This window comes from Streptomyces sp. SS8, assembly GCF_054072955.1.
On the sequence record NZ_JBSVCZ010000009.1, the window covers coordinates 166,400 to 191,232 of the forward strand.

A 24,833-nucleotide genomic window follows, 5' to 3' on the forward strand; every position below is an offset into this window, starting at 1 on the left:
CTCCCCAGGAGCAGCCCGCCGTGCGTATCGCTGTCACCGGCTCCATCGCCACCGACCATCTGATGACCTTCCCCGGCCGCTTCGCCGACCAGCTCGTCGGCGACCGGCTCCACACGGTGTCGCTGTCCTTCCTGGCCGACGCCCTCAACATCCGGCGCGGCGGCGTCGGTGCGAACATCTGCTTCGGCATGGGCCAGCTCGGGGTGCGCCCGGTCCTGGTGGGGGCGGCGGGCGCCGACTTCGAGGAGTACCGCGCCTGGCTGGAGCGGCACGGCGTGGACACCGCGTCGGTGCGCATCTCCGAGATCCTGCACACCGCGCGCTTCGTGTGCACCACCGACACCGACCACAACCAGATCGGCACCTTCTACACCGGCGCCATGAGCGAGGCCCGGCTGATCGAGCTCAAGACGGTCGCCGACCGGGTCGGCGGGCTGGACCTGGTCCACATCGGGGCGGACGACCCCGAGGCGATGATGCGCCACACGGAGGAGTGCCGTACCCGCTCCATCCCCTTCTCCGCCGACTACTCCCAGCAGCTCGCCCGGATGGAGGGGGAGGAGATCCGCGGACTCACCGAGGGCGCGGCCTACCTGTTCACCAACGAGTACGAGGCCGGCCTGGTGGAGTCCAAGACCGGCTGGAGCGCGCAGGACATCCTCGACCGGGTCGGCGCCCGTGTCACCACGCTGGGCTCCAAGGGGGTCCGCATCGAGCGGGCGGGCCACGAGACCCTCACCGTCCCCTGCCCCGAGGAGGAGGCCAAGGTCGACCCGACGGGCGTCGGAGACGCCTTCCGCGCCGGTTTCCTGTCGGGCCTGGCCTGGGACCTCGGACTGGAGCGCGCCGCACAGCTGGGCTGCATGCTCGCCACGCTGGTGATCGAGACGCTGGGCACCCAGGAGTACGAGCTGAAGCGCTCCCACTTCCTGGAGCGCTTCACCAAGGCCTACGGCGAGGACGCCACGGCCGAGGTGCGGGCCTGCCTGTCCTGAGCCCGCGCCCGCACGCGTCCCGGTGCGGGCCCGCCCCCGGCGGCGGGGGCGGGCGCTCAGGCGGTGCGGCGCACCCGGTGGGCGTGGCCGCTGACGCCCAGGTACTCGTGACCGCGCATCTCGCACCAGGCCGGGACGTCCAGCCGGGCCGCCTCGTCGTCGGCCAGCAGCAGGACCGTGCCGCCCACCGGCACCCGGCCGATCACCTTCGCCAGCTCGATCACCGGGATCGGGCACCGCTTGCCCCGGGAGTCGACGGTGAGGTCCGCATCCCGGCCGGAGTCCGCCTCCCCGAGTCCGCCGGTCTCCCCGCCCTCCCCGGCGTGCGGGGCGGCGGACACGGCGGCGGACGGCACCCGGAGCCGGTCGCGCACCTCCCGTACCGCCTCCGGCAGCACCGCCAGGAAGGCGTCGACGTCCGCCCCGGCCGTGCCCGGCGGCAGCGACACCCGGACGTTCCCCTCCGAGAGCACCCCCATCGCGCGCAGCACATGACTGGGCGTCAGCGTGCTGGAGGTGCACGAGGAGCCGGAGGAGACCGAGAACCCCGCCCGGTCCAGGGCGTGGAGCAGCGCCTCGCCGTCCACGTACAGGCAGGAGAACGTCACCACGTGCGGCAGCCGGCGCACCGGATCGCCCACCACCTCCACGTCCGGCACCAGCGCGGGCACCTCGGCGCGTACGCGGTCCACCAGGGCGCGCAGCCGCGCCGCCTCGGCGTCCGCCTCCGCCCGCACCGCCCGCAGCGAGGCCGCCGCCGCGACGATCGCGGGAAGGTCGGCGAAGCCGGGGGAGCGGCCCGACTCCCGCTCGTCCGCCGGGGCCGGCGGGGCGAACCGCACCCCCTTGCGCACCGCCAGCAGACCGACTCCGCCCGGGCCGCCCCACTTGTGCGCGCTGGCCGCCAGCAGGGACCACCGCCCGGGCACCGGGCCCCACGCCAGAGACTGGGCGGCGTCCACCAGCAGCGGCACCCCGGCCCCGGCGCAGGCTTCGGCCACCTCCTCCACCGGCTGCTCGGTGCCCACTTCGTGGTTGGCGGACTGCAGGCAGGCCAGTGCGGTCCCTCCCTCCGGGGAGCCGCTCGCCCGCAGCGCCGCGCCGAAGACCGCCGCGTCCGCCCGCCCCGTGCGGTCCACCGGCACCCGCACCACCGTCCCGCCGCCCGCCTCATGGGCCTCGGCGGCGTGGAGCACGGCCGAGTGCTCCACCGCGGAGACCACCAGGGCACGGCCGGCCCGCCGCCTCCCGGCGAGCACGCCCGCGACGCCGATGTGCAGGGAGCGGGTGCCCGACGGGGTGAAGACCAGTTCGTCCGGGCGGCATCCCACCGCCTCGGCCGCCGCCTCGCGCGCCGCGTCCAGCAGCAGCCGGGCCCGCCGGCCCTCCCGGTGCAGCCGGGCGGGATCGGCCCAGCCCTCGTCGAGCGCGGCGAGCAGCGCCTGGCGGGCGACGGGGTGGAGGGGGAGTGAGGAGGCTGCGTCGAAGTAGGGCACACCGGCACGCTAGCGCGACCGCCGCACCGAGTGCCCCCGGGGCAGCACGGGCCGCGGAGGCGGTCGTTCCGCCCCCTGTCCTTCCTCCGTCCCTCTCTGCTTCCTGCTCCGCCCCGTCCCGGCACCGGCCGCTGTCCCGGCCCGGTCCCGGCCCCGATTCCACCCCATCGGAGGGCCGCGCGGCGCGTTGGGCACCCTCCCCGCGCGACCCCAAATAGCGTCCAGTAGGGTTTGGTCCGCATAAACATCCAAACCCCTGCCCGCGCCAGGGCCGGCGCCCGACCACACACGGCCGAGCCCGGGCCGAGCGGGCGAGACTCTCGGGAAGGCGCTACGTGAGTCCCAACGGCTCCGACCTCCCCCACCGCCCTGCGGGCGTGGGCGGTACCCCCATGGCGCGGCGCCCGGTGCGGCGGAAGCTGCCGCAGGCGCTTGCTGCGGGCCTGGTCCTGGCGACCGCCACCGGTTGCACATACAAGGACTTCCCCCGCCTCGGTATGCCCACCCCGGTCACGGAGGAGGCGCCGCGGATCCTCTCCCTGTGGCAGGGCTCGTGGGCGGCAGCGCTCGCGGTGGGCGTCCTGGTGTGGGGCCTGATCCTGTGGTGCGTCATCGTCTACCGGCGCACCAGGACCAAGGTCGAGGTACCTCCGCAGACCCGGTACAACATGCCCATCGAGGCGTTGTACACGGTGGTTCCGCTCATCATCATCTCGGTGCTCTTCTACTTCACGGCCCGTGACGAGACCAAGCTCCTGGAGCTTTCCGAGAAGCCGGACCACGTGATCAACGTGGTCGGCTACCAGTGGAGCTGGGGCTTCAACTACCTGGAGGACGTGGACGGCGACACCTCCACGTCCAACACGGACGCCGACGAGCTCGCCGGCATCCCCGCCGACATGCTCAAGGCCGTCCCGGAGGGCGCCGAGGGCGTCTACACGGTGGGCACGCCGGGCGACCGGAACCCGCAGACCGGCAACCCCGGCCCGACGCTGTGGCTGCCCAAGGGCGAGAAGGTCCGGTTCATCCTGACCTCGCGCGACGTCATCCACTCCTTCTGGGTCGTGCCGTTCCTGTTCAAGCAGGACGTCATCCCCGGTCACACCAACCAGTTCGAGGTGACCCCCGAGAAGGAGGGCACCTTCCTGGGCAAGTGCGCCGAACTGTGCGGCGTCGACCACGCCCGGATGCTGTTCAACGTGAAGGTCGTCTCCCCGGAGCGCTACCAGCAGCACCTGGAGGAACTGGCGGAGAAGGGCCAGACCGGCTACATCCCGGCGGGCGGAGCCCGCCAAGAACGAGAAGGCCAGTAACCCGTGAGCATCCTCAACGAATCCCAGGGTGCCGCCGCAACGTCGGATCAGCCGGCGGCGACCCCCGCGCCCCTGCGCCGCAGCCGGCGCGGCAACCGTGTGATCCAGTGGCTGACCACCACCGACCACAAGACGATCGGCACGCTCTATCTGGTCACCTCGTTCTTCTTCTTCTGCGTCGGCGGCGTGCTGGCGCTGGTGATGCGTGCCGAGCTGGCCCGTCCGGGCCTGCAGGTCATGTCGAACGAGCAGTTCAACCAGGCGTTCACCATGCATGGCACGATCATGCTGCTGATGTTCGCCACCCCGCTGTTCGCCGGCTTCGCGAACTGGATCATGCCGCTGCAGATCGGCGCGCCCGACGTGGCGTTCCCGCGGCTGAACATGTTCGCCTACTGGCTGTACTCCTTCGGCTCGCTCATCGCGGTCGGCGGCTTCCTCACCCCGAACGGTGCCGCCAGCTTCGGCTGGTTCGCCTACACCCCGCTGAGCAACGCCGTCCACAGCCCCGGTGTCGGCGGCGACATGTGGATCATGGGTCTGACCCTCTCCGGCTTCGGCACGATCCTGGGCGCGGTCAACTTCATCACCACGATCATCTGCATGCGCGCCCCGGGCATGACGATGTTCCGGATGCCGATCTTCACCTGGAACGTGCTGCTGACCGGTGTCCTGGTCCTGCTCGCCTTCCCGGTGCTGGCCGCCGCGCTCTTCGCGCTGGAGGCCGACCGCAAGTTCGGCTCGCACATCTTCGACCCGTCCAACGGCGGGGCGCTGCTGTGGCAGCACCTGTTCTGGTTCTTCGGCCACCCCGAGGTCTACATCATCGCGCTGCCGTTCTTCGGCATCGTCTCCGAGATCATCCCGGTCTTCAGCCGCAAGCCGATCTTCGGCTACATCGGCCTGGTGGCCGCGACGATCGCGATCGCGGGTCTGTCGATCACCGTGTGGGCGCACCACATGTACGTCACCGGCGGTGTGCTGCTGCCGTTCTTCGCCTTCATGACGTTCCTGATCGCGGTGCCCACCGGCGTGAAGTTCTTCAACTGGCTGGGCACGATGTGGAAGGGCTCGCTGAGCTTCGAGACGCCGATGCTGTGGACGGTCGGCTTCCTGATCACCTTCCTCTTCGGCGGTCTGACCGGCGTCATCCTGGCCTCTCCGCCGCTGGACTTCCACGTCTCCGACAGCTACTTCGTGGTGGCGCACTTCCACTACGTGGTCTTCGGCACGGTCGTCTTCGCGATGTTCGCCGGCTTCCACTTCTGGTGGCCGAAGTTCACCGGGAAGATGCTCGACGAGCGGCTCGGCAAGATCACCTTCTGGACGCTGTTCATCGGTTTCCACGGCACCTTCCTGGTCCAGCACTGGCTGGGCGCGGAGGGCATGCCGCGCCGGTACTCCGACTACCTGGCGGCCGACGGCTACACCGCGCTCAACACCTTCTCGACGATCAGCTCGTTCCTGCTGGGCATGTCGATGCTGCCGTTCTTCTACAACGTCTGGAAGACGGCGAAGTACGCGCCGAAGGTCGCCGTGGACGACCCGTGGGGCTACGGCCGCTCGCTGGAGTGGGCGACCTCCTGCCCGCCGCCGCGGCACAACTTCGTCTCCCTGCCGCGGATCCGGTCCGAGTCCCCGGCGTTCGACCTGCACCACCCGGAGATCGCGGCCCTCGACCAGCTCGAGAACACCGAAGGTCCCGAGGGCCCGGCCCTCTCCGGTGCCAAGGAGGCCGGCAAGTGAAGATCCAGGGACGCATGTTCATCTGGCTGTCGGTCTTCATCCTGGCCGTCGCCGTCATCTACGGCTTCTGGGCCAAGGAGCCGGTCGGCACCACGGCGCTCTTCATGGCCTTCGGCCTGTCGATCATGGTCGGCTACTACCTGGCCTTCACCGCCCGGCGGGTGGACACCGGGGCGCAGGACAACAAGGACGCGGACGTCGCCGACGACGCCGGCGAGCTGGGCTTCTTCAGCCCGCACAGCTGGCAGCCGCTGGTCCTGGCCGCGGGCGGGGCGTTCGCCTTCCTCGGGGTGGCCATCGGCTGGTGGCTGGTCTACATCTCCGCCCCGCTGCTGCTCATCGGCCTGTTCGGCTGGGTCCTGGAGTACTACCACGGCGAGAACCAGAACCAGTGAACCGGTAGGGAACCAGTAGCCCTACCCCCTTACGCACGGGTCATCTCCGGACACACTCCGGAGATGACCCGTTCGTACGTATCCGGCTCGTCCGATCCGAGCAGCGTTCCTACCGTTGCAGCATGAGTCGTGGATCACGCAGGACGGCAATGATCTGCTTCCTGATACTCGCGCCGCTCGCGGTGGGACCCGCCGCGTGCAGCAGCGGCGAGCGGCCTCAGGACGCGGCCCCCTACGACGCCACCGCGCACGTCTCGCTGAACACCGGCGGGAAGGACCGTGCCGCGGATCCGGACAAGCCCCTGGAGATCACCGCCCGCGACGGCAACCGCATCACGGACGTCCGCGCGGTCGACGCGACGGGCCGCCGCCTGGAGGGCGCGCTCACCGCCGACGGCTCCCGCTGGCGCAGCGACACCCCGCCGGCCGGTGCCATGCGCTACACCGTCGTCGTCAGCACCGAGCGCGGCGACGGCTCCCCCGGCCGCCGCACCGCCGAACTCACCACCCGGCCGGCGACCGGCGGCAAGAGGCTGGAGGTGGACCTCGGGCCGGACGACGGCACCTACGGCGTCGGCCAGCCCATCACCGCCGAACTCAGCCGGCCGGTCAGGGACGCCCGTCAGCGAGCGATCGTGGAACGCGCGCTGACGGTGGAGTCCTCGCCCGCCGTCGAGGGCTCCTGGCGCTGGATGGACGACCACACGCTCCACTACCGCCCGCGCTCCTACTGGCCCGCGCACGCCACCGTCGAGGTGCGCGGCAGCCTGGAGGGCGTGTGGATCAGGGACGGGCTGCGCGGCGGGAAGGCGGAACCGGTGCGCATCCGGACCGGCGACCGCGTCGAGGCCGTCGTGGACATCGACGACACGAGCATGACCGTCAGCAGGAACGGCGAGGCCGTCCGGACCATCCCGGTCACCACCGGCAAGCCCGGGTTCCGCACCCGCGAGGGCGTCAAGGTGGTGCTCGGCCGGCAGGCCGCCGTACGCATGACCGGCACCAGCATCGGCATCCCGGCGGGCAGCGCCGAGTCCTACGACCTGGACGTCCAGTGGGCCGTGCAGCTCACCGACAGCGGCGAGTTCGTCCACGCCGCGCCCTGGTCGGCGGCGCACCACGGCAGGGAGAACGTCAGCCACGGCTGCACGGGCATGAGCGCGGAGAACGCCCGCTGGTTCTTCGACAACGTCCGCCAGGGCGACATCGTCCGGCATGTGGGAGGGGACGGGCCGAGGATGCCGGCCTTCGGCAACGGCCTCGGCGACTGGAACCTCTCCTGGGAAAAGTGGCGCGAGGGCAGCGCCCTGAGCTGACAGGCCGGGAGGACCCGGAAGGAGCAGAGATCACCCGAAAGAGGCAGGGGCCGCCGCCGGCACCCCGGGGTACCGGCGGCGGCCCCTGCCCGCGGGCGGCCTCTCAGGCGGCCGCGTGCTCGTCGCGGCGCAGCAGTCCGGCCAGGGCGTCGGCCAGGAGCACCGGGTCCACCGGGTGCGCGACGGCGGCCTCCGCCCGGCTCCAGGTCGCCAGCCAGGCGTCCTGCGGGCGGCCGATCAGCAGCAGTACGGGCGGGCAGTCGAAGATCTCGTCCTTGATCTGGCGGCACACGCCCATCCCGCCGGCGGGCACCGCCTCGCCGTCCAGGACGCAGACGTCGATGCCGCCCTCCTCCAGGGCCGTGAGCACGGCGGGAAGCGTGGCGCACTCCACGTACTGGACCGGCGGCACGTCGGCGGCCGGTCGGCGCCCGGCGGCCAGCCGCACCTGCTCGCGGGTGTTGGCGTCGTCGCTGTAGACCAGCACCGTGGCGGTCGGCTGCATGGTTCCTCCGTGTCCTCGGGGACGCCCGCCAAGGGCGTCTCGGGGTGTCTCGGGGTGGCTCGGGGTGGCTCAGAGGTCCACGGGTCCGTGGAGCCACGGACCTGCGGGCCGCGTATGCCGTCGTTGGCGGATGCTACTCCGTCCCGGCCCGTCGCGTCAGGGATCCGGAAGGCCCGGGGATGGGCCGTCTGAGCAGGACATGGGCGGTTGACACACCGAACAGGACCCCCCGGGGTGAGGGCCGGATAAGCGACCGACATAATGTCGGCGTGGCGACAGCAACAGCAGTAGATACCGGGCACGCGCACCCGTCGGTCAACAGGCCGAACCTCACCAGCGTCGGAACCATCATCTGGTTGAGTTCCGAGCTGATGTTCTTCGCGGCCCTCTTCGCGATGTACTTCACCCTCCGGTCGGTGACGGGAGCCGAATACTGGACGGAACGGGCGGACATCCTGAACCTCCCGTTCGCGGCGACGAACACCACGATCCTGGTGCTCTCCTCCCTGACCTGCCAGCTGGGCGTCTTCGCCGCCGAGCGCGGTGACGTGAAGAGGCTGCGCCTGTGGTTCGTGATCACGTTCATCATGGGTGCGATCTTCATCGGCGGCCAGGTCTTCGAGTACACCGAGCTGGTCCACGAGGGCGTCTCCATCTCCTCGGGGCCGTACGGGTCGGCGTTCTACCTGACCACCGGCTTCCACGGCCTCCACGTGACGGGCGGCCTGATCGCCTTCCTGTTCGTCCTCGGCAGGACGTACATGGCACGGCGCTTCACGCACCACCAGGCCACCGCGGCCATCGTGGTGTCCTATTACTGGCACTTCGTCGATGTCGTCTGGATCGGCCTCTTCGCCACCATCTACCTGATCAAGTGATCAGGCAGTACAGCCAGAAGCATCGACGCAGAAGATCCTGACACCGGGGTAATCCGTGAAAAAGCTCTCCGCACGACGGCGCCATCCGCTGGCGGCGCTCGTCGTCCTACTCTTCGCGCTGGCGGCCACCGGGGGGCTGTACGCCGCGTTCGCCCCCGCGGACGAGGCGAAGGCCGAGACCACGGCTTCGCAGTCCCTCGCCATCGAGGAGGGCAAGAAGCTCTACGCCACCGGCTGCTCCAGTTGCCACGGAACCGGCGGCCAGGGCACGAGCGACGGTCCCAGCCTCGTGGGCGTCGGCGCCGCGGCCGTGGACTTCCAGGTGGGCACGGGCCGTATGCCGGCCCAGTCCCCGGGCGCCCAGGCGCCCAAGAAGCCGCAGGTCTACACGCAGGCGCAGATCGACCAGCTCGCGGCGTACGTCGCCTCGCTGGGCCCCGGTCCGAGCATCCCGACCGAGGAGCAGTACGACCCCGCGGGCGCGAACAGCGCCGCGGGTGGCGAGCTGTTCCGCACCAACTGCGCGCAGTGCCACAACTTCACCGGTGAGGGCGGCGCCCTCACCAACGGCAAGTACGCTCCCTCGCTCGACGGTGTCTCCGACAAGCACATCTACGAGGCGATGCTGACCGGCCCGCAGAACATGCCCGCCTTCCCCGACTCGGTGCTGCCCGAGAAGGAGAAGCGGGAGATCATCGCCTACGTCAACGATGTCCAGGGTGAGGACGCGAAGTCTCCCGGCGGCTTCAAGCTGGGCGGCTTCGGCCCGGTCGCCGAAGGCATGTTCGCGTGGACGATCGTCCTCGCTCTTCTGATCGGCGTCGCCGTGTGGGTCGCGGCGCGTACCGCCAAGGCCAGGAAGTCATGAGTAGCCACACCGGATCCCACGACGTGCCAGACGAGAACCTGCCGGAAGGGCGCGAGAGCACCCACGGCGAGGCGGCGACCAGGGCGCAGAACCCGTTCGCCGACCCGGGGCTGCCGCCCCACGAGCCGCGTGTCCAGGACATCGACGAGCGGGCCGCCAAGCGTTCCGAGCGCACCGTCGCCCTGCTGTTCACGGTCTCGATCCTGGCCACCATCGGCTTCATCGCCTCCTATGTGATCTTCCCGATCGACCAGTACGTCTTCATCTGGCCGCTCGGTGAGATCAGCGCCCTGAACTTCTCGCTTGGCATGACGCTGGGCATCGCCATGTTCTGCATCGGCGCCGGCGCGGTTCACTGGGCCCGCACGCTGATGTCGGACCACGAGCTGATCGGCGAGCGTCACCCGATCGAGGCGGACGAGCCGACCCGTACGCAGGTCCTGGCCGACTTCGCCCAGGGCGCCAAGGAGTCGCAGCTCGGACGCCGCAAGCTGATCCGCAACACCATGTTCGGCGCGCTGGCCGTGGTGCCGCTGTCCGGCGTGGTGCTGCTGCGCGACCTCGGTCCGCTGCCCGAGGACAAGCTGCGCCACACCGCCTGGGAGAAGGGCAAGCTGCTCGTCAACCAGAACACCGACGAGCCGCTGCGTCCCGAGGACATCACCGTCGGCTCCCTGGTCTTCGCCAAGCCCCAGGGCCTGGAGGAGGGCACCCACGAGTTCATGGCGGAGATCGCCAAGGCCGCGGTCATGCTGGTGCGCCTGGAGCCGAAGGACATCAAGGACAAGCAGGAGCTGGACTGGTCCCACGAGGGCATCGTGGCCTACTCCAGGATCTGCACCCACGTCGGCTGCCCGGTCACCCTGTACGAGCAGCAGACCCACCACGTGCTGTGCCCGTGCCACCAGTCGACGTTCGACCTGGCCGACGGCGCGCGGGTGATCTTCGGTCCGGCCGGCCACCCCCTGCCGCAGCTGCGGATCAGTGTCAACGAAGACGGCTACCTCGAGGCGCAGGACGACTTCGCGGAGCCCGTCGGCCCGAGCTTCTGGGAGCGCGGATGAGTACTGCAGGCGACGCCCCGAAGCGACGGGGCAAGGCGCCCGCCGGCGAGCGGGTCGCGGACTGGGCCGACGGCCGGCTGGGCGTCTACAGCCTGGCCAAGGCCAACATGCGGAAGATCTTTCCGGACCACTGGTCCTTCATGCTCGGAGAGATCTGCCTCTACACCTTCATCATCATCATCCTGACCGGTGTCTACCTGACGCTGTTCTTCAACCCGAGCATGGGCGAGGTGGAGTACCACGGCGCCTACGTGCCCATGCAGGGCGTGCACATGTCGGAGGCGTACGCCTCGACCCTGGACATCAGCTTCGACGTCCGCGGCGGTCTGCTCATGCGGCAGATCCACCACTGGGCCGCGCTGATGTTCCTGGTGGGCATGTTCGTCCACATGATGCGCGTCTTCTTCACCGGCGCGTTCCGCAAGCCGCGTGAGATCAACTGGCTGTTCGGCTTCCTGCTGCTGGTGCTGGGCATGTTCACCGGCTTCACCGGCTACTCCCTGCCGGACGACCTGCTCTCGGGCACCGGTGTCCGCTTCATGGAGGGCGCGGTCCTGTCCGTGCCGGTGGTCGGCACCTACCTCTCCTTCTTCCTCTTCGGAGGGGAGTTCCCGGGAACGGACATCATCCCGCGGTTCTACGTGGCCCACATCCTGCTGCTGCCCGGCATCATGCTGGGCCTGGTGGTGGCCCACCTGATCCTGGTCTTCTACCACAAGCACACCCAGTTCGCCGGTCCCGGACGGACCGAGAAGAACGTCGTCGGCATGCCGCTGCTGCCGGTCTACATGGCCAAGGCGGGAGGCTTCTTCTTCCTGGTCTTCGGCGTCATCGCGGTCATCGCCGCGACGTTCACCATCAACCCGGTCTGGGTGCTGGGCCCGTACCGGCCGGACCAGGTGTCCACCAACGCGCAGCCCGACTGGTACATGGGCTTCTCCGAGGGGCTGATCCGCGCGATGCCCGCGTGGGAGATGGTGCTGCCCGGCGGCTACACCCTCAACCTGGGCGTGGCCATCCCGCTGGTGATCATCTTCCCGCTGGTCCTCACCTCGATCGCGGTGTACCCGTTCATCGAGTCCTGGATCACCGGCGACAAGCGCGAGCACCACATCCTGGACCGCCCGCGCAACGCCCCGACGCGCACCGCGTTCGGCGCGGCCTGGATCAGCCTGTACTTCCTGCTGCTGGTCGGTGGCGGCAACGACCTGTGGGCGACCCACTTCCACCTGTCGATCAACGCCATCACCTGGGTCGTCCGGATCGGCTTCTTCGTGCTGCCGGTGGTCGTCTTCATCGTCACCAGGCGGATCTGCCTGGGGCTGCAGCGGCGCGACCGCGAGAAGGTGCTGCACGGACGCGAGAGCGGCATCATCAAGCGGCTGCCGCACGGTGAGTTCGTCGAGGTGCACGAGCCGCTCTCCCAGGAGCAGCTGCACACGCTCACCGCGCACGAGCAGCACAAGCCGCTGGAGATCGGCCCGGAGACGGACGAGAACGGCGTACGGCGCAAGATCGGCCCCGTCCAGAAGCTCCGCGCCAGGCTCAGCCGGGGCTACTACGGCGAGGGCAGCCAGATCCCCAAGCCGACCGCGGAGGAGTTCAAGGAGCTCACCAGCGGCCACGGCCACGGCCACTGAGACAGGGCCGCCGAGTCCGGTACCGGGTGTCGCCACACCCCGGGCCCCGGTCCTCCCGAGGGAGGGCCGGGGCCCTCGGCGTTGCGGGGGGGGGGGGAGGGGGCTGTCCGGACTGCGGGCAGCGGCCGTGGACGCCGCCGCGCGCCGTTAGGCTGGCCGCGGGCCGCCGAGCCGATCCGGCCGCCCCCGCATCCGACCACGCCAGGAGTGATTCCCATGAGCGCTGCTACGACCACCGGAGGCGACACCGTGGCGGCGCGCACCTGGCCGGACGTGCTGAGCGCCCTGCTGGCCGGTGAGGACCTGCCCGCCGGGAGCACCGCCTGGGCGATGGACCAGATCATGCGCGGCGAGGCGACCGACGCCCAGATCGCCGGGTTCGCGGTGGCGCTGCGCGCCAAGGGCGAGACGGTCGACGAGGTCACCGGGCTGGTCCGCGCGATGTACGCGCACGCCAACGTGATCGAGGTGCCCGGCCCGTCCGTCGACATCGTCGGCACCGGCGGCGACCGGGCCAGAACGGTGAACATCTCGACGATGTCCGCGATCGTGGTGGCCGGCACCGGCGCGCGCGTGGTCAAGCACGGCAACCGCGCGGCCTCCAGCGCCTCCGGTTCCTCGGACGTCCTGGAGAAGCTGGGCGTCAACCTGGACCTCACCCCCGCGCGGGTCGCCGAGGTCGCGAGCGAGGCCGGGATCACCTTCTGCTTCGCGGTGAGGTTCCACCCCGCGCTGCGCCACGTGGCCGCCGCCCGCAGGGAGCTGGGCGTGGCGACCACCTTCAACTTCCTCGGCCCCCTGACCAACCCGGCCCGGGTGAAGGCCCAGGCCACCGGTGTCGCCGACGCCCGGATGGCGCCGATCATGGCGGGCGTGCTCGCCGAGCGGGGCACCTCCGCGCTGGTCTTCCGCGGCGACGACGGCCTGGACGAGCTGACGGTGACGGGCACCTCGACGGTGTGGGTGGTCCGGGGCGGCGAGGTCCGCGCCGAGACCTTCGACCCGCGCGACGTCGGCGTCCCCCTGGTGCCGCTGGAGGCGCTGCGCGGTGCGGACGCCGCCCACAACGCGGATGTGGCCCGGCGGCTGCTGGAGGGGGAGAGGGGGCCGGTGCGGGATGCCGTACTGCTGAACTCCGCGGCCGCCCTGGCCGCCCTGGAGCCCACCGGGGCGCCGCTGGCCGAGCAGATCGCCGCGGGCATGGAGCGGGCCGCCCACTCCATCGACTCCGGCGCGGCCAGGGCGGCGCTGGAGCGCTGGGTGGCGGCCAGCAACGCCTGAGGCCGCGCCCCCCGCCCCCGGGGAGCGCGGGGGTGGCCGGAGCCCGCGGGGAGCCCGGTGGGGGCCCCGGCGGGCCGCCGGGAGGGGTGGACGGCGCGGCCCCGGCACACCGCGTGTGCCGGGGCCGTTTCCGGAGGCCCGCGCGACCGGCCGCCTCCGGCGGCCCGCGGGGCTCAGGAATCGAGCCCGATGGCGAACGCGGCCTCCAGGTCGTGCTGGGAGTAGGTCCTGAAGGCGATGTGGGTCTCGGTGGACTCCACACCGGGAACCTTGCTGATGCGGCCCGGGATGACCTCCGCGAGATCGTCGTGCCGGGCCACGCGCACCATGGCGATCAGATCGTGGGCGCCGGTCACCGAGTAGACCTCGCTGACCCCCTCCAGCGCGGCGATCTGCTCGGCGATCTCCGGGATGCGGTCGGTGCTGGTCCTGATGAGCACGATCGAGGTGATCACGGTTTTCCCTTCTTCGGGGGAGGGGCCGCGGCGGCGCCTCGGCGGGCCTTTCGCTCTCGTGGTCCCACCAGGGGCGGAACCGGCCCGCTCACTGTAGCCGCCGCCGGCGGCGGGCCCACGGGCGCGGGGACGGGCCGGCCCCGCGGGCGGCGCCGGAGCCTATACGGGCCCCCGCCGCGGCGCGCCGGACGGCCGCCAGGCCGTAGGGTTGCGGGGATACCCCCGGCCGGACGCCCGGGGTACGCGCACCACGTGAGCACCTTCCGGCGTCCGGGGCACCCGGGTACCGGGGAGCGCCGGGGGACGGCGGAGCGGCAGGAAGACGGCAGGACCCAGACAGGACGCGGCAGTGGACGCGCCGCCGGCGCCGGCGGCGCGGGAAGACCGAGGAGAGGACAGGATGATGCCGGTTCCCCGACCGAACGAAGGATCGCGGTGGCGCTGCACGATGTGCGGCAACCTCACCCGCTTCGATGTGACGCGCTCCAGCAAGGTGGTGGAGTACGTCCATCTGGACCTGGCCGGGGAACCGAGGGTGGAGGAACGCAAGGTGCTCAGTGAGACGATCGAGTCGGTGCGCTGTCGCTGGTGCAACGCGGTGGACCAGGTCGAACTGGTGGACCGCCCCAGCTCCGGCGCGCAGGTGTGACGACGGGCGGGTGTGAACCGTGGTGGAACGGACGGGTGGTGAGCGCGGACCGGGTGAGCCCGGCGAGGAGGCGCTCGACCGCCCGCTGCCCGAGAAGGTGCGCCGCCGGGTGGTGGCGCTGACGGGTGACGCGCTCGGCGGCCTCACCGTCGCCGAACTCCCCGTCCCCCTGCGGCAGTACGCCCGTTTCACCCCCCAGCGGCGGGTCAGGTTCGCGGGCAACGCGATGGCCGCCGCCCTGGAGAGCGACCCGGCCTTCCGGCAGCGCATCGCCGACCGGCTGTGCGAGGCGCTGCCGGAACTGGCCGCGTCCGTCCGGAGCGGTACGTTCCCGGCCGCCGCCGATCCCGTGGACGTGGCCGCGGTCGCCTACGTGCTGCGGCCGGAGGGCTGGGCCAAGCTCGTCGTCGCCGCGACCGAGGAGGCCCAGCGGACGCAGGCCGAACGCGCCGGCGAGGAGGCGGAGCGGGAACTGGCCCGGCTCCGCGAGGAACTGGCGCGGGCCCGGGCCGCCGAGCGCGCCCACACCGAGGAACTCCGCGCGGAGCTGGACGCCGCCCGCAAGGAGACCGACTCCCTGCACCGCAGGCTGCGCAGCGCGCTCAGCGACGTCAAGCGCGGCGAGGCCGCGGTGCGCAAGGCGCGGGCCGAACTGGAGGAGGCGCGGGCCGCGGCCGCCGCGGAGAAGGCCGCCGCCGAGAGCGAGGCGCGCCGGCTGCGGTCGCGGCTGGCGGAGGCCGAGGCGGCTCTGGAGGCCGGCCGCCGCGCGGTGCGCGAGGGGCGCAGCGTGGAGGACATGCGCCTGCGGCTGCTGCTGGACACGGTGCTGGACGCCGCCCAGGGGCTGCGGCGCGAACTGGCCCTTCCGCCCCTCACGCACCGTCCGGCCGAGACCGTGGACGCGGTCGAGCCGGGCCGGATGACGCCGAAGGACATCGCCCGGCGGGCCCTGTCCGAGGAGGACCCCGCACTGCTGGACCAGTTGCTGGCACTGCCCCAGGCGCACCTGGTGGTGGACGGCTACAACGTCACCAAGACCGGCTATCCGTCGCTGCCCCTGGAGAAGCAGCGGCTGCGGCTGCTGGGCGGACTGGCGGGGCTGGCCGCCCAGACCGGCGCCGAGGTGACCTGTGTCTTCGACGGGGCGGAGCTGTCGGCCCCGGTGCTGCTGGCGCCGCCGCGGGGAGTGCGGGTGCTGTTCAGCAAACCCGGGCAGACCGCCGACGAGCTGATCCGGCGTCTGGTGCGCGCCGAGCCGCCCGGCCGCCCGGTGGTCGTCGTCTCCGCCGACCGCGAGGTGGCCGACGGGGTGGCCGCGGCCGGAGCCCGTCCGGTGGCGTCGGTGCTGCTGCTGCGCAGGCTCGGCCGCACCTGAGGCCCACGCGCGCCGTCCGGCCCCGCGGCGGACGCTCCGTCACCTTCCCGCGCGTGCCCGGAATGTCCGTCCGGGGCGGTACTCAGCGTCAGGCCGCGGTAGCCGACAGTGGAGCGATGGTAAAGGATGTGGCCGACGGGCGAGATTTTTCCTATGAGGATTTGAAGCGATCACCCCGCATGGCTAGTGTCTGGCCCGAACCTCTGCGCAGTTGATCACCCAACCGGGGTGACAGCGGAGGAACCGCCGAATCCGCGGCGCTCATCGCGGAGCCGGATGGCCGTCCCGGCCACTCCCGGCAGGCGGCTGAGGAAGAAGGAGCTCGCCCCAGTGGCGTCCCACCGTCGACCCAAGCAGCCGAACCGCGCACGTGTGACCGTGCTCACCGCGACCGCAGCGGCGGCGGTCGCACTGACATCCCAGACGGCCCAGGCCGACCCCAAGCCGACCAAGGACGAGGTCAAGGCCAAGGTCGACAAGCTCTACGAAGAGGCCGAGCACGCCACGGAGAAGTACAACGGCGCGAAGGAGAAGCAGGAGAAGCTGCAGAAGCAGGTCGACAACCTCCAGGACAGCGTCGCAAGCGGTCAGGGAGAGCTGAACGACCTGCGTGACAGCCTCGGTTCGATGGCCACGGCCCAGTACCGCTCCGGCGGTCTCGACCCCTCCCTGCAGCTGTTCCTCTCCTCCGACCCCGACAGCTACCTGGCCAAGGCCTCCGCGCTCGACCAGCTCAGCAGCAAGCAGGCCGGCGCGCTGAAGAAGATCCAGTCCAAGCAGCGGACCCTCTCGCAGCAGCGCGAGGAGGCCTCCGAGAAGCTGAAGGACCTGGAGGACACCCGCAAGGAACTCGGCGACAGGAAGAAGAAGATCCAGGGCAAGCTCGCCGAGGCCCAGCGGCTGCTGAACACCCTCACCGCGCAGGAGCGCGCCGAGCTCGCCAGGGAGGAGGAGCGCGCCAACCGCGCCTCCTCGTCCCGTGTGGACCTCGGCAGCTCGGCCTCCGCCACGCAGCGGGCCTCGGCCGCCCTGGGCGCGGCCAAGTCCAAGCTCGGCTCCCCCTACGTCTGGGGCGCGACCGGCCCGAGCTCCTTCGACTGCTCCGGGCTGACCTCCTGGGCCTACAGCCAGGCCGGCGTCTCCCTGCCGCGCACCTCGCAGTCCCAGGCGAACGCGGGCACCCGCATCTCCCAGAGCCAGCTCGCCCCCGGTGACCTGGTCTTCTTCTACAACGACCTGCACCACGTCGGCCTCTACGCGGGCAACGGGCAGATCCTGCACGCCCCGAAGCCCGGCGCCAACGTGCGCTACGAGTCGATCAACAACATGCCGTTCATGTTCGGCGTGCGCGTCTGACCGGCCGTCACCTCCGCCTCTCAAGCCTCCTCCGTACGGGTGAATCCCGGCGGGGGAGGCTTTTCGTCGCCCTCCTCCGCCTCCCGCCGCCGGCCCGGCCCTGACCAGGCCCTTGACCTGGTTCCGACCTGCGCCGCTCCTCCGTGTCCGGAGAGGGACACCGTGCGATGGGCGGTGCGGCGGTCCGTGAACGGAGCGTGTTTGTGGCGCTACTGTCGGCGGCCACCGTCCTCGAAGCGGAAGGGAGAGCGGTTCCGCCGTGGTCTCGCAGCCTTCGCCCCGACACGCCCCCCACCGTCCCGGCTCCCGCCGGCGCGCCCCCTCCTCCGGCCTGTCCGGCCTCTTCGGGCTGGGCACCAGGGTCACCGCGCTGTCCGCCGCCGCGGGCGCGGCGGCGGTGCTGACGGCGGCCCCGGCGGGAGCGGACCCCGCGGGCGGCCCGGCCCCGGCCGCGCTGAGCGCGCGGGTGGACCGGCTCTACGCCGACGCGGAGCGGGCCACCGAGCGCTACAACACGGCTTCCGAACGAGTGGAGGAGCTGCGCGAGCAGGTCGAGCGGGCCCAGGACGGAGCCGCCCGCGACCAGGCCAGGGTCAACCGGATGCGCGGGGACCTGGGCTCCCTGGCGAGCGCGCAGTACCGTTCAGGCGGCATCGACCCGTCGCTGGCGCTGCTCCTGTCCGAGGGGCCGGAGGAGTACCTCGCCAAGGCCGCCACCCTCGACCGGATCAACAGCCGCCAGGCGGCCAAGCTCAAGGCGTTCCGGGGCGCGGTGCGCGCGCTGGAGCAGCAGCGCACCGAGGCCGGCGGGAAACTCGCCGAACTGCGGCGCCGGCGCGAGGCCCTGGGCGAGCACCGCGAGGCCGTGCAGCGCAAGCTCGCGGCCGCCCAGCGGCTGCTCAACCGGCTCCCGCCCGAGGAGCGCGCCGCCCGCGGGCACGCCTCGCGCGACGCCGGACGTCCCGGTGCGCCGATGGAGCCGGCCCTCTCGTCGCAGGCCCCCTCGTCGCAGGCCCCCTCGTCGCGGGCCGCCGCGGCGGTCGCCGCGGCGCGCGGGGCGGTCGGAGCGCCGTACGCCTGGGGCCAGGCCGGCCCCCACGCCTTCGACTGCTCCGGGCTGACCTCCTGGGCGTACGCACGGGCCGGGGTCTTCCTGCCGCGCACCTCGCAGGGACAGCTGCACGCCGGACGGCACGTACCGCTGGACCAGGCGCTCCCCGGCGATCTGGTGGTCTACCGGTCCGACGCCAGCCACGTGGGGATGTACGTCGGCGGCGGGCAGGTCGTCCACGCCCCGCGCCCCGGGGCGCGGGTGCGGTACGACCCGGTCGGGATGATGCCGGTCGCCGCCGTGGTCCGGCCCTGAGACCGCTCCCGGTCCCGGCCCCGTCTCCGGGCCCGCTGCTCCGCGCGCCCCGGGCCGGGGCCGTACGATCGGCGGTGTGACACGCGGGTGGCGGAGGGCGTCGGCGGTACCGGCCGTACTGGTGGCCGTGCTGCTGGCGTTCCAGCCGGGCTGCGTGGAGCGGGACCGGGACGGCGCCGCGGAGCGTGGACTGCTCCAGGCGGTGCTGGACCGCCAGGCCGAGGCCGTCCTCACCGGCGACCGCGAGGCCTACCTGGCCACCGTCGACCCCCGTGCGGACGGCTACCGGAAGGCCCAGCGCACGGTGTTCGGCAATCTCGCCCGGCTGCCGATCGACCACTGGTCCTACCGAGTCACCGACACCGGCGAGGACGCCTTCCCGCTGCCGGCGGACGGGGGAGCCGGCCCCCGGCGGATCGCGGTCCGGGCCGAACTGCGCTACCGGATCGAGGGCTACGACCCCGCACCGGTGCGGGACGTGGAGTACCTGACCCTCACCGAGCGGGAGGGCCGCTGGTACGTCTCCTCCGACGGCGACGGCGACGGCGGGTCCGGTGGCCGTCGCGGCACCCAGCAGCTCTGGGAACAGGGCGAGATGACCCTCGTGCGCGGCGAGCGGAGCCTGGTACTGGGGGTCGGCCGCCCGGAGTTCGACCTGCGCGCCCTGGCGGAGGACGCCGACCGGGCGGTCCCCGGCGCGGACGAGGCCTGGCCGCGCGACTGGCCGCGCCGGGTGCTGGTCCAGGCCCCCGCCACACTGGAGCGGATGGCCGGCCTCCTGGGCGGCCCGCCCTCCTCCTACCGCGGCATCGCCGCCGTCACCACCGGGGAGGCGGGCGGACGGAGCGCGGCCCCCGCCGAGCGGATCGTGGTCAACCCGGAGGCCTACTGGCTGCTGGGCGAGGAGGGGCGGAGGATCGTCATGACCCACGAGGTCACCCATGTGGCCACCCGCGAGCACACCACCGGGTCCACCCCGCTGTGGCTGTCGGAGGGCTTCGCGGACTGGGCCGCCTACCGGGGGGTGGACCGGTCGCCCGCCCGGATCGCCCCCCTGCTGACCGACGCCGTCCGCGACGGCGAGGTGCCCCGCCGGCTGCCCACGGACGAGGAGTTCGCCTTCGCCGGGGACGCCGACCGGCTCGCCCGCTCCTACGAGAGCGGCTGGCTGCTGTGCCGGATGGTGGCGCAGCGGTGGGGCGAGGAGAAGCTGGTCGAGCTGTACCTGGCGGTGGGCGGGTCCGGCGGGGACATGGACCCGGTGGTCCGCGAGGTGCTCGGCACCGGCATGGACGGGCTCACCGAGCGCTGGCGCGAGTACGTACGGCGGGAGCTGGGAGGACGGTAGCGCCCGCGGCGGCGCCGCGGGCGCCGTACGGGCCGTCTCACCGGGAGACCAGTCCGCCCTCCGGCTCCGGAGCCTTCGCGTCCCCGCCGCGCCCGTCCCCGTCCCCTCCGCCGCCCCTGCCGTCCCCGGGGGCCCCCGCCGTACGGCGCAGGGGCTCGGTCACCGTCGTGCGCCACAGCCGGGCGCAGGCCAGCAACGCGGCGGCGACCAGCAGTCCGTTGCGCACCACCAGCAGTGTGATGCCCAGGGCGTCGCTCGCCACCACGCTGCCGAAGTTGAGGGGGAACTCCAGCAGCGTCACCCCCGTCGCCACGACCACCAGCACGGCGGGCAGCCCCTGACGTCCGGCGCGCAGCGTCACGCACACCGCCGCCAGGCCCACCAGCCAGACCATGTACTGCGGGCTGATGACCCGGCTGGTGACGGTGAACAGCAGCACCGCGGCGAACGCGGCGTCCGCCGCGGTGGAGGCCGTCCACTCCACCGCGCGCAGCCGCCACCGCAGCATCCAGCCGAAGGCGGCGGCGGTGCACAGCAGCGCCGCGGTGCTCACCAGGTCCACGTACGGGCCCAGGAACTCCACCGAGCCGTAGTTCAGCAGCACCTGCCCCTCCCAGCCGAAGTGCCGCGCCACATGGAAGACCAGCGCGCCCACCGACTCGACCTCGGTGCCGCGGTCGCGCTGGTGGGTGAGGAAGTCCAGCGCGCCGGGCATGGCGGCGGCGAACGCGGCGGTCAGCACCAGGGCCGCCGCCACGGCCGCGCCCCAGACGGCGCGGGTGACGCGCCCGCGCGGCGTGCCCACCAGCAGCAGCGCGGGCCACACCTTCAGCAGCGCACCGAAGGCCGCCAGCGCCCCGGCCGTGCGCGGGCTGCGCGACAGCGCCAGCAGCGCGGCGACCGCGACGGCCGTGACCATCAGGTCGTAGCGGGCGTACACCGTCGGGCCCAGCAGCGGCACCCCGGCCACCCACACCCACGCTCCCGCGCGGCCGCGCTCCGGCCCGGCGCCGCGCCGGGAGGCGTACAGCAGCAGCGCGAACGCGGCGGCGTCGGCGGCGCAGGCCAGCACGTAGAACGCGGACGGGTACTCCAGGAAGGGCAGCAGCGCGGGGGAGAGGATCGCCAGCGCCGCGGCGGGCGGGTACTGCCAGGTGACGTCGTCCGGCGGGAACACGCCGGTGCTCAGCACCCGGTACCAGCCCTGGTAGATCACCGAGACGTCACTGGTGACGTCCGGCCCAGGCACCGCTATCACCTTGAACACGCACAGGAGCAGCACGGTCCGGGTGGCGGCCCAGGCCGCGATCAGAAGGCGCATGGACCGACCGTACCGGGTGCCGCCCCGGCGCCCCGAGGGCAGCGGGTACTGTCGGCGGCGATGGACAAGACCCTGATCGTCACCAACGACTTCCCGCCCCGGCCAGGCGGCATCCAGGCCTTCCTGCACAGCATGGCGCTGCGGCTGGACCCGGAGCGGGTCGTCGTCTACGCCTCGACCTGGAAGCGCGGCCGGGAGGGCGCCGAGGCCATCGCGCGCTTCGACGCGGAGCAGCCCTTCACCGTCGTGCGCGACTCCACGACCATGCTCCTGCCGACCCCGCGCGTGACGCGCCGCGCGGTCTCGCTCCTGCGCGAACACGGCTGTACGTCGGTGTGGTTCGGGGCGGCGGCGCCGCTGGGGCTGATGGCCCCCGCGCTGCGCCGGGCGGGGGCGCGGCGGCTGGTGGCGACCACCCACGGCCACGAGGCCGGCTGGGCCGGGCTGCCGGCCGCCCGGCAGTTGCTGCGGCGCATTGGCGAGGGCACCGACACCCTCACCTACCTCGGCGAGTACACCCGCTCCCGGATAGCCTCCGCGCTCACCGGGGAGGCGGCGGCGCGGATGGTCCATCTGCCGCCGGGCGTCGACGAGAAGACCTTCCACCCCGGCTCCGGCGGCGACGCCGTACGGGAGCGGCTGGGTCTGGCCGGCCGGCCGGTCGTGGTGTGCGTCTCGCGGCTGGTGCCGCGCAAGGGCCAGGACACCCTCGTCCGCGCCATGCCGCGGATCCTGGCCGAGGTGCCCGACGCGGTGCTGCTGATCGTCGGCGGCGGGCCGTACGGGCAGGCGCTGCGGAAGCTGGCGCAGGAGACCGGTGTGGCCGGCTCGGTCCGCTTCACCGGGGCGGTGCCGTGGGAGGAGTTGCCCGCCCACTACGGCGCGGGCGACGTCTTCGCCATGCCCTGCCGCACCCGCCGCGGCGGACTCGACGTGGAGGGGCTCGGCATCGTCTACCTGGAGGCGTCGGCGACCGGGCTGCCGGTCGTCGCCGGCGACTCCGGCGGCGCTCCCGACGCCGTGCTGGACGGGGAGACCGGCTGGGTGGTGCGCGGCGGCGCACCCGGCGGCGAGGCGGCCGCGGAGACGGCCGACCGCATCGTGAACCTGCTCAAGGACCCCGCGCTGCGCCGCCGGATGGGCGAGCGCGGCCGCGAGTGGGTCGAGGAGCGCTGGCGCTGGGACCTGCTGGCCGAGCGGCTGCGGGCACTGCTCTAGTGCCGCGTCAGTCAGGGTTTGCCCGGTAGCGAGGCTCCCCCGGCCTCCGGCCGGGGGCACCCCCAGGTGCTGGGGCCCCCAGGCCCGCAGGGCCGAGGGGACGCGATCGCAAGACGGCCGGAAGCCGCATGTACTTGTCCTACCTGGGCTTTCGGCCAACGCGGCATGGGGGCACCCCCGGCCGGAGGCCGGGGGAGGCGGCGAGCGGGGTGAACCCTGGCCGACGCGGCACTAGCCGTACCGCCCGCGACGCCGCGCGTCTCCCGGACCCGGCCGGAGCCCGCCCCGGGGAGGGGGCGTACGCCGAACCGCCCCGGTCCGGACGGAAGTCCTCCGTCCGGACCGGGGCGGTCCGTGTGCGTCCCGGTGCGCCCGCGCTTCCGCGACGCCGCGCGGCGTCGCGGAAGCCTCACGCGTACAGCGCCTCGATCTCCTGCGCGAAGTCCTTGGCGACCACACCGCGCTTGAGCTTCATCGAGGGCGTCAGATGGCCCGAGTCCTCGGTGAACTGGGTGGCCAGGAGGCGGAACTTGCGCACCGACTCCGCACGGGAGACGGCCGCGTTGCCGTCGTCCACCGCCTTCTGGACGGCGGCCAGCAGCTCGGGATCCTCCAGCAGCCGCTCCCTGGACAGACCGGACTTGCCGTGCTCCTCGGCCCAGCGGGGCAGGAACTCCTCGTCCAGCGTGATCAGCGCGGCGACGAACGGGCGGCCGTCGCCGACCACCATGCACTCGGCGACCAGGGCGTGGGCCCTGATGCGGTCCTCGATGACGGCCGGGGCGACGTTCTTGCCGCCCGCCGTCACCAGGATCTCCTTCTTGCGGCCGGTGATGGTGAGGTAGCCGTCCTCGTCGAGGGTGCCGATGTCGCCGGTGTGGAACCAGCCGTCCTCCATCGCCTCGGCGGTGGCGGCCTCGTTGTTCCAGTAGCCGCTGAACAGGTGCTCGCCGCGCAGCAGCACCTCGCCGTCGTCGCCGATGCGGACCGTCGAGCCCGGCAGCGGCTGCCCGACCGTGCCGACCTTCGGGCGGTCGTGGGGGTTGAAGGCGGTGGGCGCGCAGGACTCGGTCAGGCCGTAGCCCTCCAGCACGGTGAAGCCGATGCCGCGGTAGAAGTGCCCCAGCCGCTCGCCCAGCGCCGCACCGCCGGAGATGGCGTGGGTGGCCCGGCCGCCGAGGACCGCGCGCAGCTTGCCGTAGACCAGCTTGTCGAAGAGTCTGTGCCGCAGCCTCAGGCCCAGCGAGGGGCCGGAGGGGGTGTCCAGCGCGCGGCTGTAGGCGATCGCGGTGTCGGCGGCCCGGTCGAAGATCCTCCCCTTGCCCTCGCCCTGGGCCTTGGCCCGCGCCGAGTTGTAGACCTTCTCGAACACCCGGGGCACGCCCAGGATCAGCGTCGGACGGAAGCCGGCGAGGTCGTCGGTGAGCTGCTTGATGTCGGGGCTCAGACCGAGCCGGATCGGCGCCATGACGGCGGCGATCTGCACCATGCGGCCGAAGACGTGGGCGACCGGCAGGAAGAGCAGCACCGATCCCTGGCCGGGGACGAACAGCGGCCCCAGCCGCTCGACCACGTTGCCGCAGTCGGCGAAGAACGCCCGGTGGGACAGGACGCAGCCCTTGGGACGGCCGGTGGTGCCGGAGGTGTAGACGATGGTGGCCGGGGCGTCGGCGTCGGCGGCGCCGCTGTGCTCGTCCAGGACCGCGTCGGTGATCTGCGTGCCGGAGTCGGCCAGCTTCCGCACCGCGCCGTCGTCGACGGTCCACAGGTTCGCCAGCTCGGGCAGCCGGTCGCGCACGGACTCCACCGCGGCGGCGTGGGCGCCGCTCTCCACGACGCAGCCGACGGCGCCGGAGTCGGACAGGATCCACTGGATCTGCTCGGGGGAGCTGGTCTCGTAGATGGGCACGGTCACCGCGCCGGCGCTCCAGACGGCGAAGTCCAGCAGCGTCCACTCGTAGCGGGTGCGCGACATCAGGCCGATCCGGTCGCCCGGGCGCACGCCCGCCGCGATCAGGCCCTTGGCGGCGGCCCGCACCTCAGCCAGGAACTCCCGGGCGGTCAGGTCCTCCCAGCCGCCCTCGGCGTCCTTGCGGGCGATGACCGGGAGGTCGGGGTGCTGGACGGCGTTGCGGCGGATGAGATCGGTCAGATTTCCGTCCGCGGGCACCTCGTACAGGGCCGGAAGGCTGAACTCGCGCAAAACTGATGCTCCTCATCGGCGCCGCCGCGGATCCGCCGGGAAACG

Annotated in this window: 21 protein-coding genes; 16 read left to right on the forward strand and 5 right to left on the reverse strand. The window is 72.5% G+C overall.

What is annotated here, in order from left to right:
- The first annotated feature begins 20 nt into the window (after positions 1-20).
- Entirely contained in the window at positions 21-995 is a 975-nt protein-coding gene (locus ACW69E_RS11735; protein ID WP_457498115.1) for a carbohydrate kinase family protein, read from the forward strand.
- A 56-nt stretch (positions 996-1,051) separates the two neighbouring features.
- Here the strand turns inward: ACW69E_RS11735 and ACW69E_RS11740 are convergent, their stop codons facing one another.
- Complete coding sequence (locus ACW69E_RS11740) at positions 1,052-2,491, reverse strand: aminotransferase class V-fold PLP-dependent enzyme (RefSeq protein ID WP_457498116.1); 1,440 nt, start codon at positions 2,489-2,491, stop codon at positions 1,052-1,054.
- Positions 2,492-2,826: 335 nt separating this feature from the next.
- Here ACW69E_RS11740 and ctaC point away from each other — a divergent pair, with 335 nt between their 5' ends.
- The 4 genes from ctaC to ACW69E_RS11760 all read left to right on the forward strand — a co-directional run bounded on the left by ctaC (position 2,827) and on the right by ACW69E_RS11760 (position 7,261).
- Positions 2,827-3,804, forward strand: a complete 978-nt coding sequence (ctaC, locus tag ACW69E_RS11745) for an aa3-type cytochrome oxidase subunit II (RefSeq protein WP_457498117.1) — start codon at positions 2,827-2,829, stop codon at positions 3,802-3,804.
- Between the two features lie 3 nt (positions 3,805-3,807).
- Entirely contained in the window at positions 3,808-5,550 is a 1,743-nt protein-coding gene (ctaD, locus tag ACW69E_RS11750; protein WP_457498118.1) for an aa3-type cytochrome oxidase subunit I, read from the forward strand.
- The gene (locus tag ACW69E_RS11755; RefSeq protein ID WP_206346383.1) at positions 5,547-5,945 is read left to right on the forward strand and encodes a cytochrome c oxidase subunit 4; all 399 of its coding nucleotides are present in this window, start codon (positions 5,547-5,549) and stop codon (positions 5,943-5,945) included. The genes ctaD and ACW69E_RS11755 overlap by 4 nt, the downstream gene beginning before the upstream one ends.
- A gap of 122 nt (positions 5,946-6,067) precedes the next feature.
- Positions 6,068-7,261 carry an Ig-like domain-containing protein gene (locus ACW69E_RS11760; protein ID WP_457498119.1) on the forward strand — a complete coding sequence of 398 codons (1,194 nt, stop codon included), beginning with the start codon at positions 6,068-6,070 and terminating at the stop codon, positions 7,259-7,261.
- A 103-nt stretch (positions 7,262-7,364) separates the two neighbouring features.
- Here ACW69E_RS11760 and ACW69E_RS11765 read toward each other — a convergent pair whose 3' ends face one another.
- Positions 7,365-7,766 carry a hypothetical protein gene (locus ACW69E_RS11765; protein ID WP_457498120.1) on the reverse strand — a complete coding sequence of 134 codons (402 nt, stop codon included), beginning with the start codon at positions 7,764-7,766 and terminating at the stop codon, positions 7,365-7,367.
- Between the two features lie 269 nt (positions 7,767-8,035).
- Here ACW69E_RS11765 and ctaE point away from each other — a divergent pair, with 269 nt between their 5' ends.
- The 5 genes from ctaE to trpD all read left to right on the forward strand — a co-directional run bounded on the left by ctaE (position 8,036) and on the right by trpD (position 13,497).
- Complete coding sequence (ctaE, locus tag ACW69E_RS11770; protein WP_093848461.1) at positions 8,036-8,644, forward strand: aa3-type cytochrome oxidase subunit III; 609 nt, start codon at positions 8,036-8,038, stop codon at positions 8,642-8,644.
- Between the two features lie 55 nt (positions 8,645-8,699).
- The gene (gene qcrC, locus ACW69E_RS11775) at positions 8,700-9,512 is read left to right on the forward strand and encodes a cytochrome bc1 complex diheme cytochrome c subunit (RefSeq protein ID WP_457498121.1); all 813 of its coding nucleotides are present in this window, start codon (positions 8,700-8,702) and stop codon (positions 9,510-9,512) included.
- Positions 9,509-10,576 carry a cytochrome bc1 complex Rieske iron-sulfur subunit gene (gene qcrA, locus ACW69E_RS11780; RefSeq protein WP_457498122.1) on the forward strand — a complete coding sequence of 356 codons (1,068 nt, stop codon included), beginning with the start codon at positions 9,509-9,511 and terminating at the stop codon, positions 10,574-10,576. Before qcrC ends, qcrA begins: the two co-directional genes overlap by 4 nt.
- The gene (gene qcrB, locus ACW69E_RS11785) at positions 10,573-12,216 is read left to right on the forward strand and encodes a cytochrome bc1 complex cytochrome b subunit (RefSeq protein ID WP_457498123.1); all 1,644 of its coding nucleotides are present in this window, start codon (positions 10,573-10,575) and stop codon (positions 12,214-12,216) included. Before qcrA ends, qcrB begins: the two co-directional genes overlap by 4 nt.
- Positions 12,217-12,432: 216 nt before the next feature.
- Complete coding sequence (gene trpD, locus ACW69E_RS11790) at positions 12,433-13,497, forward strand: anthranilate phosphoribosyltransferase (RefSeq protein ID WP_457498124.1); 1,065 nt, start codon at positions 12,433-12,435, stop codon at positions 13,495-13,497.
- A 173-nt stretch (positions 13,498-13,670) separates the two neighbouring features.
- Here the strand turns inward: trpD and ACW69E_RS11795 are convergent, their stop codons facing one another.
- Positions 13,671-13,952, reverse strand: a complete 282-nt coding sequence (locus ACW69E_RS11795; RefSeq protein WP_093848456.1) for an Lrp/AsnC family transcriptional regulator — start codon at positions 13,950-13,952, stop codon at positions 13,671-13,673.
- Between the two features lie 403 nt (positions 13,953-14,355).
- On the opposite strand from ACW69E_RS11795, the gene ACW69E_RS11800 reads away from it, so the two are divergent.
- The 5 genes from ACW69E_RS11800 to ACW69E_RS11820 all read left to right on the forward strand — a co-directional run bounded on the left by ACW69E_RS11800 (position 14,356) and on the right by ACW69E_RS11820 (position 20,046).
- Complete coding sequence (locus ACW69E_RS11800; RefSeq protein ID WP_457498125.1) at positions 14,356-14,601, forward strand: hypothetical protein; 246 nt, start codon at positions 14,356-14,358, stop codon at positions 14,599-14,601.
- Between the two features lie 22 nt (positions 14,602-14,623).
- Positions 14,624-15,976 (forward strand): NYN domain-containing protein, encoded by a 1,353-nt coding sequence (locus ACW69E_RS11805; RefSeq protein WP_457498151.1) that lies wholly within the window; start codon positions 14,624-14,626, stop codon positions 15,974-15,976.
- A 330-nt stretch (positions 15,977-16,306) separates the two neighbouring features.
- Positions 16,307-17,332: an NlpC/P60 family protein gene (locus ACW69E_RS11810; RefSeq protein ID WP_457498126.1), complete on the forward strand. Its 1,026-nt coding sequence runs from the start codon at positions 16,307-16,309 to the stop codon at positions 17,330-17,332.
- A gap of 259 nt (positions 17,333-17,591) precedes the next feature.
- Positions 17,592-18,698 carry an NlpC/P60 family protein gene (locus tag ACW69E_RS11815; protein WP_457498127.1) on the forward strand — a complete coding sequence of 369 codons (1,107 nt, stop codon included), beginning with the start codon at positions 17,592-17,594 and terminating at the stop codon, positions 18,696-18,698.
- 76 nt (positions 18,699-18,774) lie between these two features.
- Positions 18,775-20,046 carry a peptidase MA family metallohydrolase gene (locus ACW69E_RS11820; protein WP_457498128.1) on the forward strand — a complete coding sequence of 424 codons (1,272 nt, stop codon included), beginning with the start codon at positions 18,775-18,777 and terminating at the stop codon, positions 20,044-20,046.
- A 37-nt stretch (positions 20,047-20,083) separates the two neighbouring features.
- On the opposite strand, the gene ACW69E_RS11825 is transcribed toward ACW69E_RS11820, so the two are convergent.
- The gene (locus ACW69E_RS11825) at positions 20,084-21,367 is read right to left on the reverse strand and encodes a glycosyltransferase 87 family protein (RefSeq protein ID WP_457498129.1); all 1,284 of its coding nucleotides are present in this window, start codon (positions 21,365-21,367) and stop codon (positions 20,084-20,086) included.
- A gap of 60 nt (positions 21,368-21,427) precedes the next feature.
- Between ACW69E_RS11825 and ACW69E_RS11830 the strand changes: the two genes are divergently transcribed.
- Positions 21,428-22,585 (forward strand): glycosyltransferase family 4 protein, encoded by a 1,158-nt coding sequence (locus ACW69E_RS11830; RefSeq protein WP_457498130.1) that lies wholly within the window; start codon positions 21,428-21,430, stop codon positions 22,583-22,585.
- A gap of 409 nt (positions 22,586-22,994) precedes the next feature.
- Here the strand turns inward: ACW69E_RS11830 and ACW69E_RS11835 are convergent, their stop codons facing one another.
- Complete coding sequence (locus ACW69E_RS11835; RefSeq protein ID WP_457498131.1) at positions 22,995-24,788, reverse strand: AMP-dependent synthetase/ligase; 1,794 nt, start codon at positions 24,786-24,788, stop codon at positions 22,995-22,997.
- Positions 24,789-24,833: the final 45 nt, after the last annotated feature.

Coding starts and splice junctions, on each gene's coding strand:
- ACW69E_RS11760 (WP_457498119.1), top strand. CDS start 6,068: ATGAGTCGTGGATCACGCAGGACGGCAATGATCTGCTTCCTGATACTC.
- ACW69E_RS11765 (WP_457498120.1), bottom strand. CDS start 7,766: ATGCAGCCGACCGCCACGGTGCTGGTCTACAGCGACGACGCCAACACC.
- qcrA (WP_457498122.1), top strand. CDS start 9,509: ATGAGTAGCCACACCGGATCCCACGACGTGCCAGACGAGAACCTGCCG.
- qcrB (WP_457498123.1), top strand. CDS start 10,573: ATGAGTACTGCAGGCGACGCCCCGAAGCGACGGGGCAAGGCGCCCGCC.
- trpD (WP_457498124.1), top strand. CDS start 12,433: ATGAGCGCTGCTACGACCACCGGAGGCGACACCGTGGCGGCGCGCACC.
- ACW69E_RS11800 (WP_457498125.1), top strand. CDS start 14,356: ATGCCGGTTCCCCGACCGAACGAAGGATCGCGGTGGCGCTGCACGATG.
- ACW69E_RS11825 (WP_457498129.1), bottom strand. CDS start 21,367: ATGCGCCTTCTGATCGCGGCCTGGGCCGCCACCCGGACCGTGCTGCTC.
- ACW69E_RS11830 (WP_457498130.1), top strand. CDS start 21,428: ATGGACAAGACCCTGATCGTCACCAACGACTTCCCGCCCCGGCCAGGC.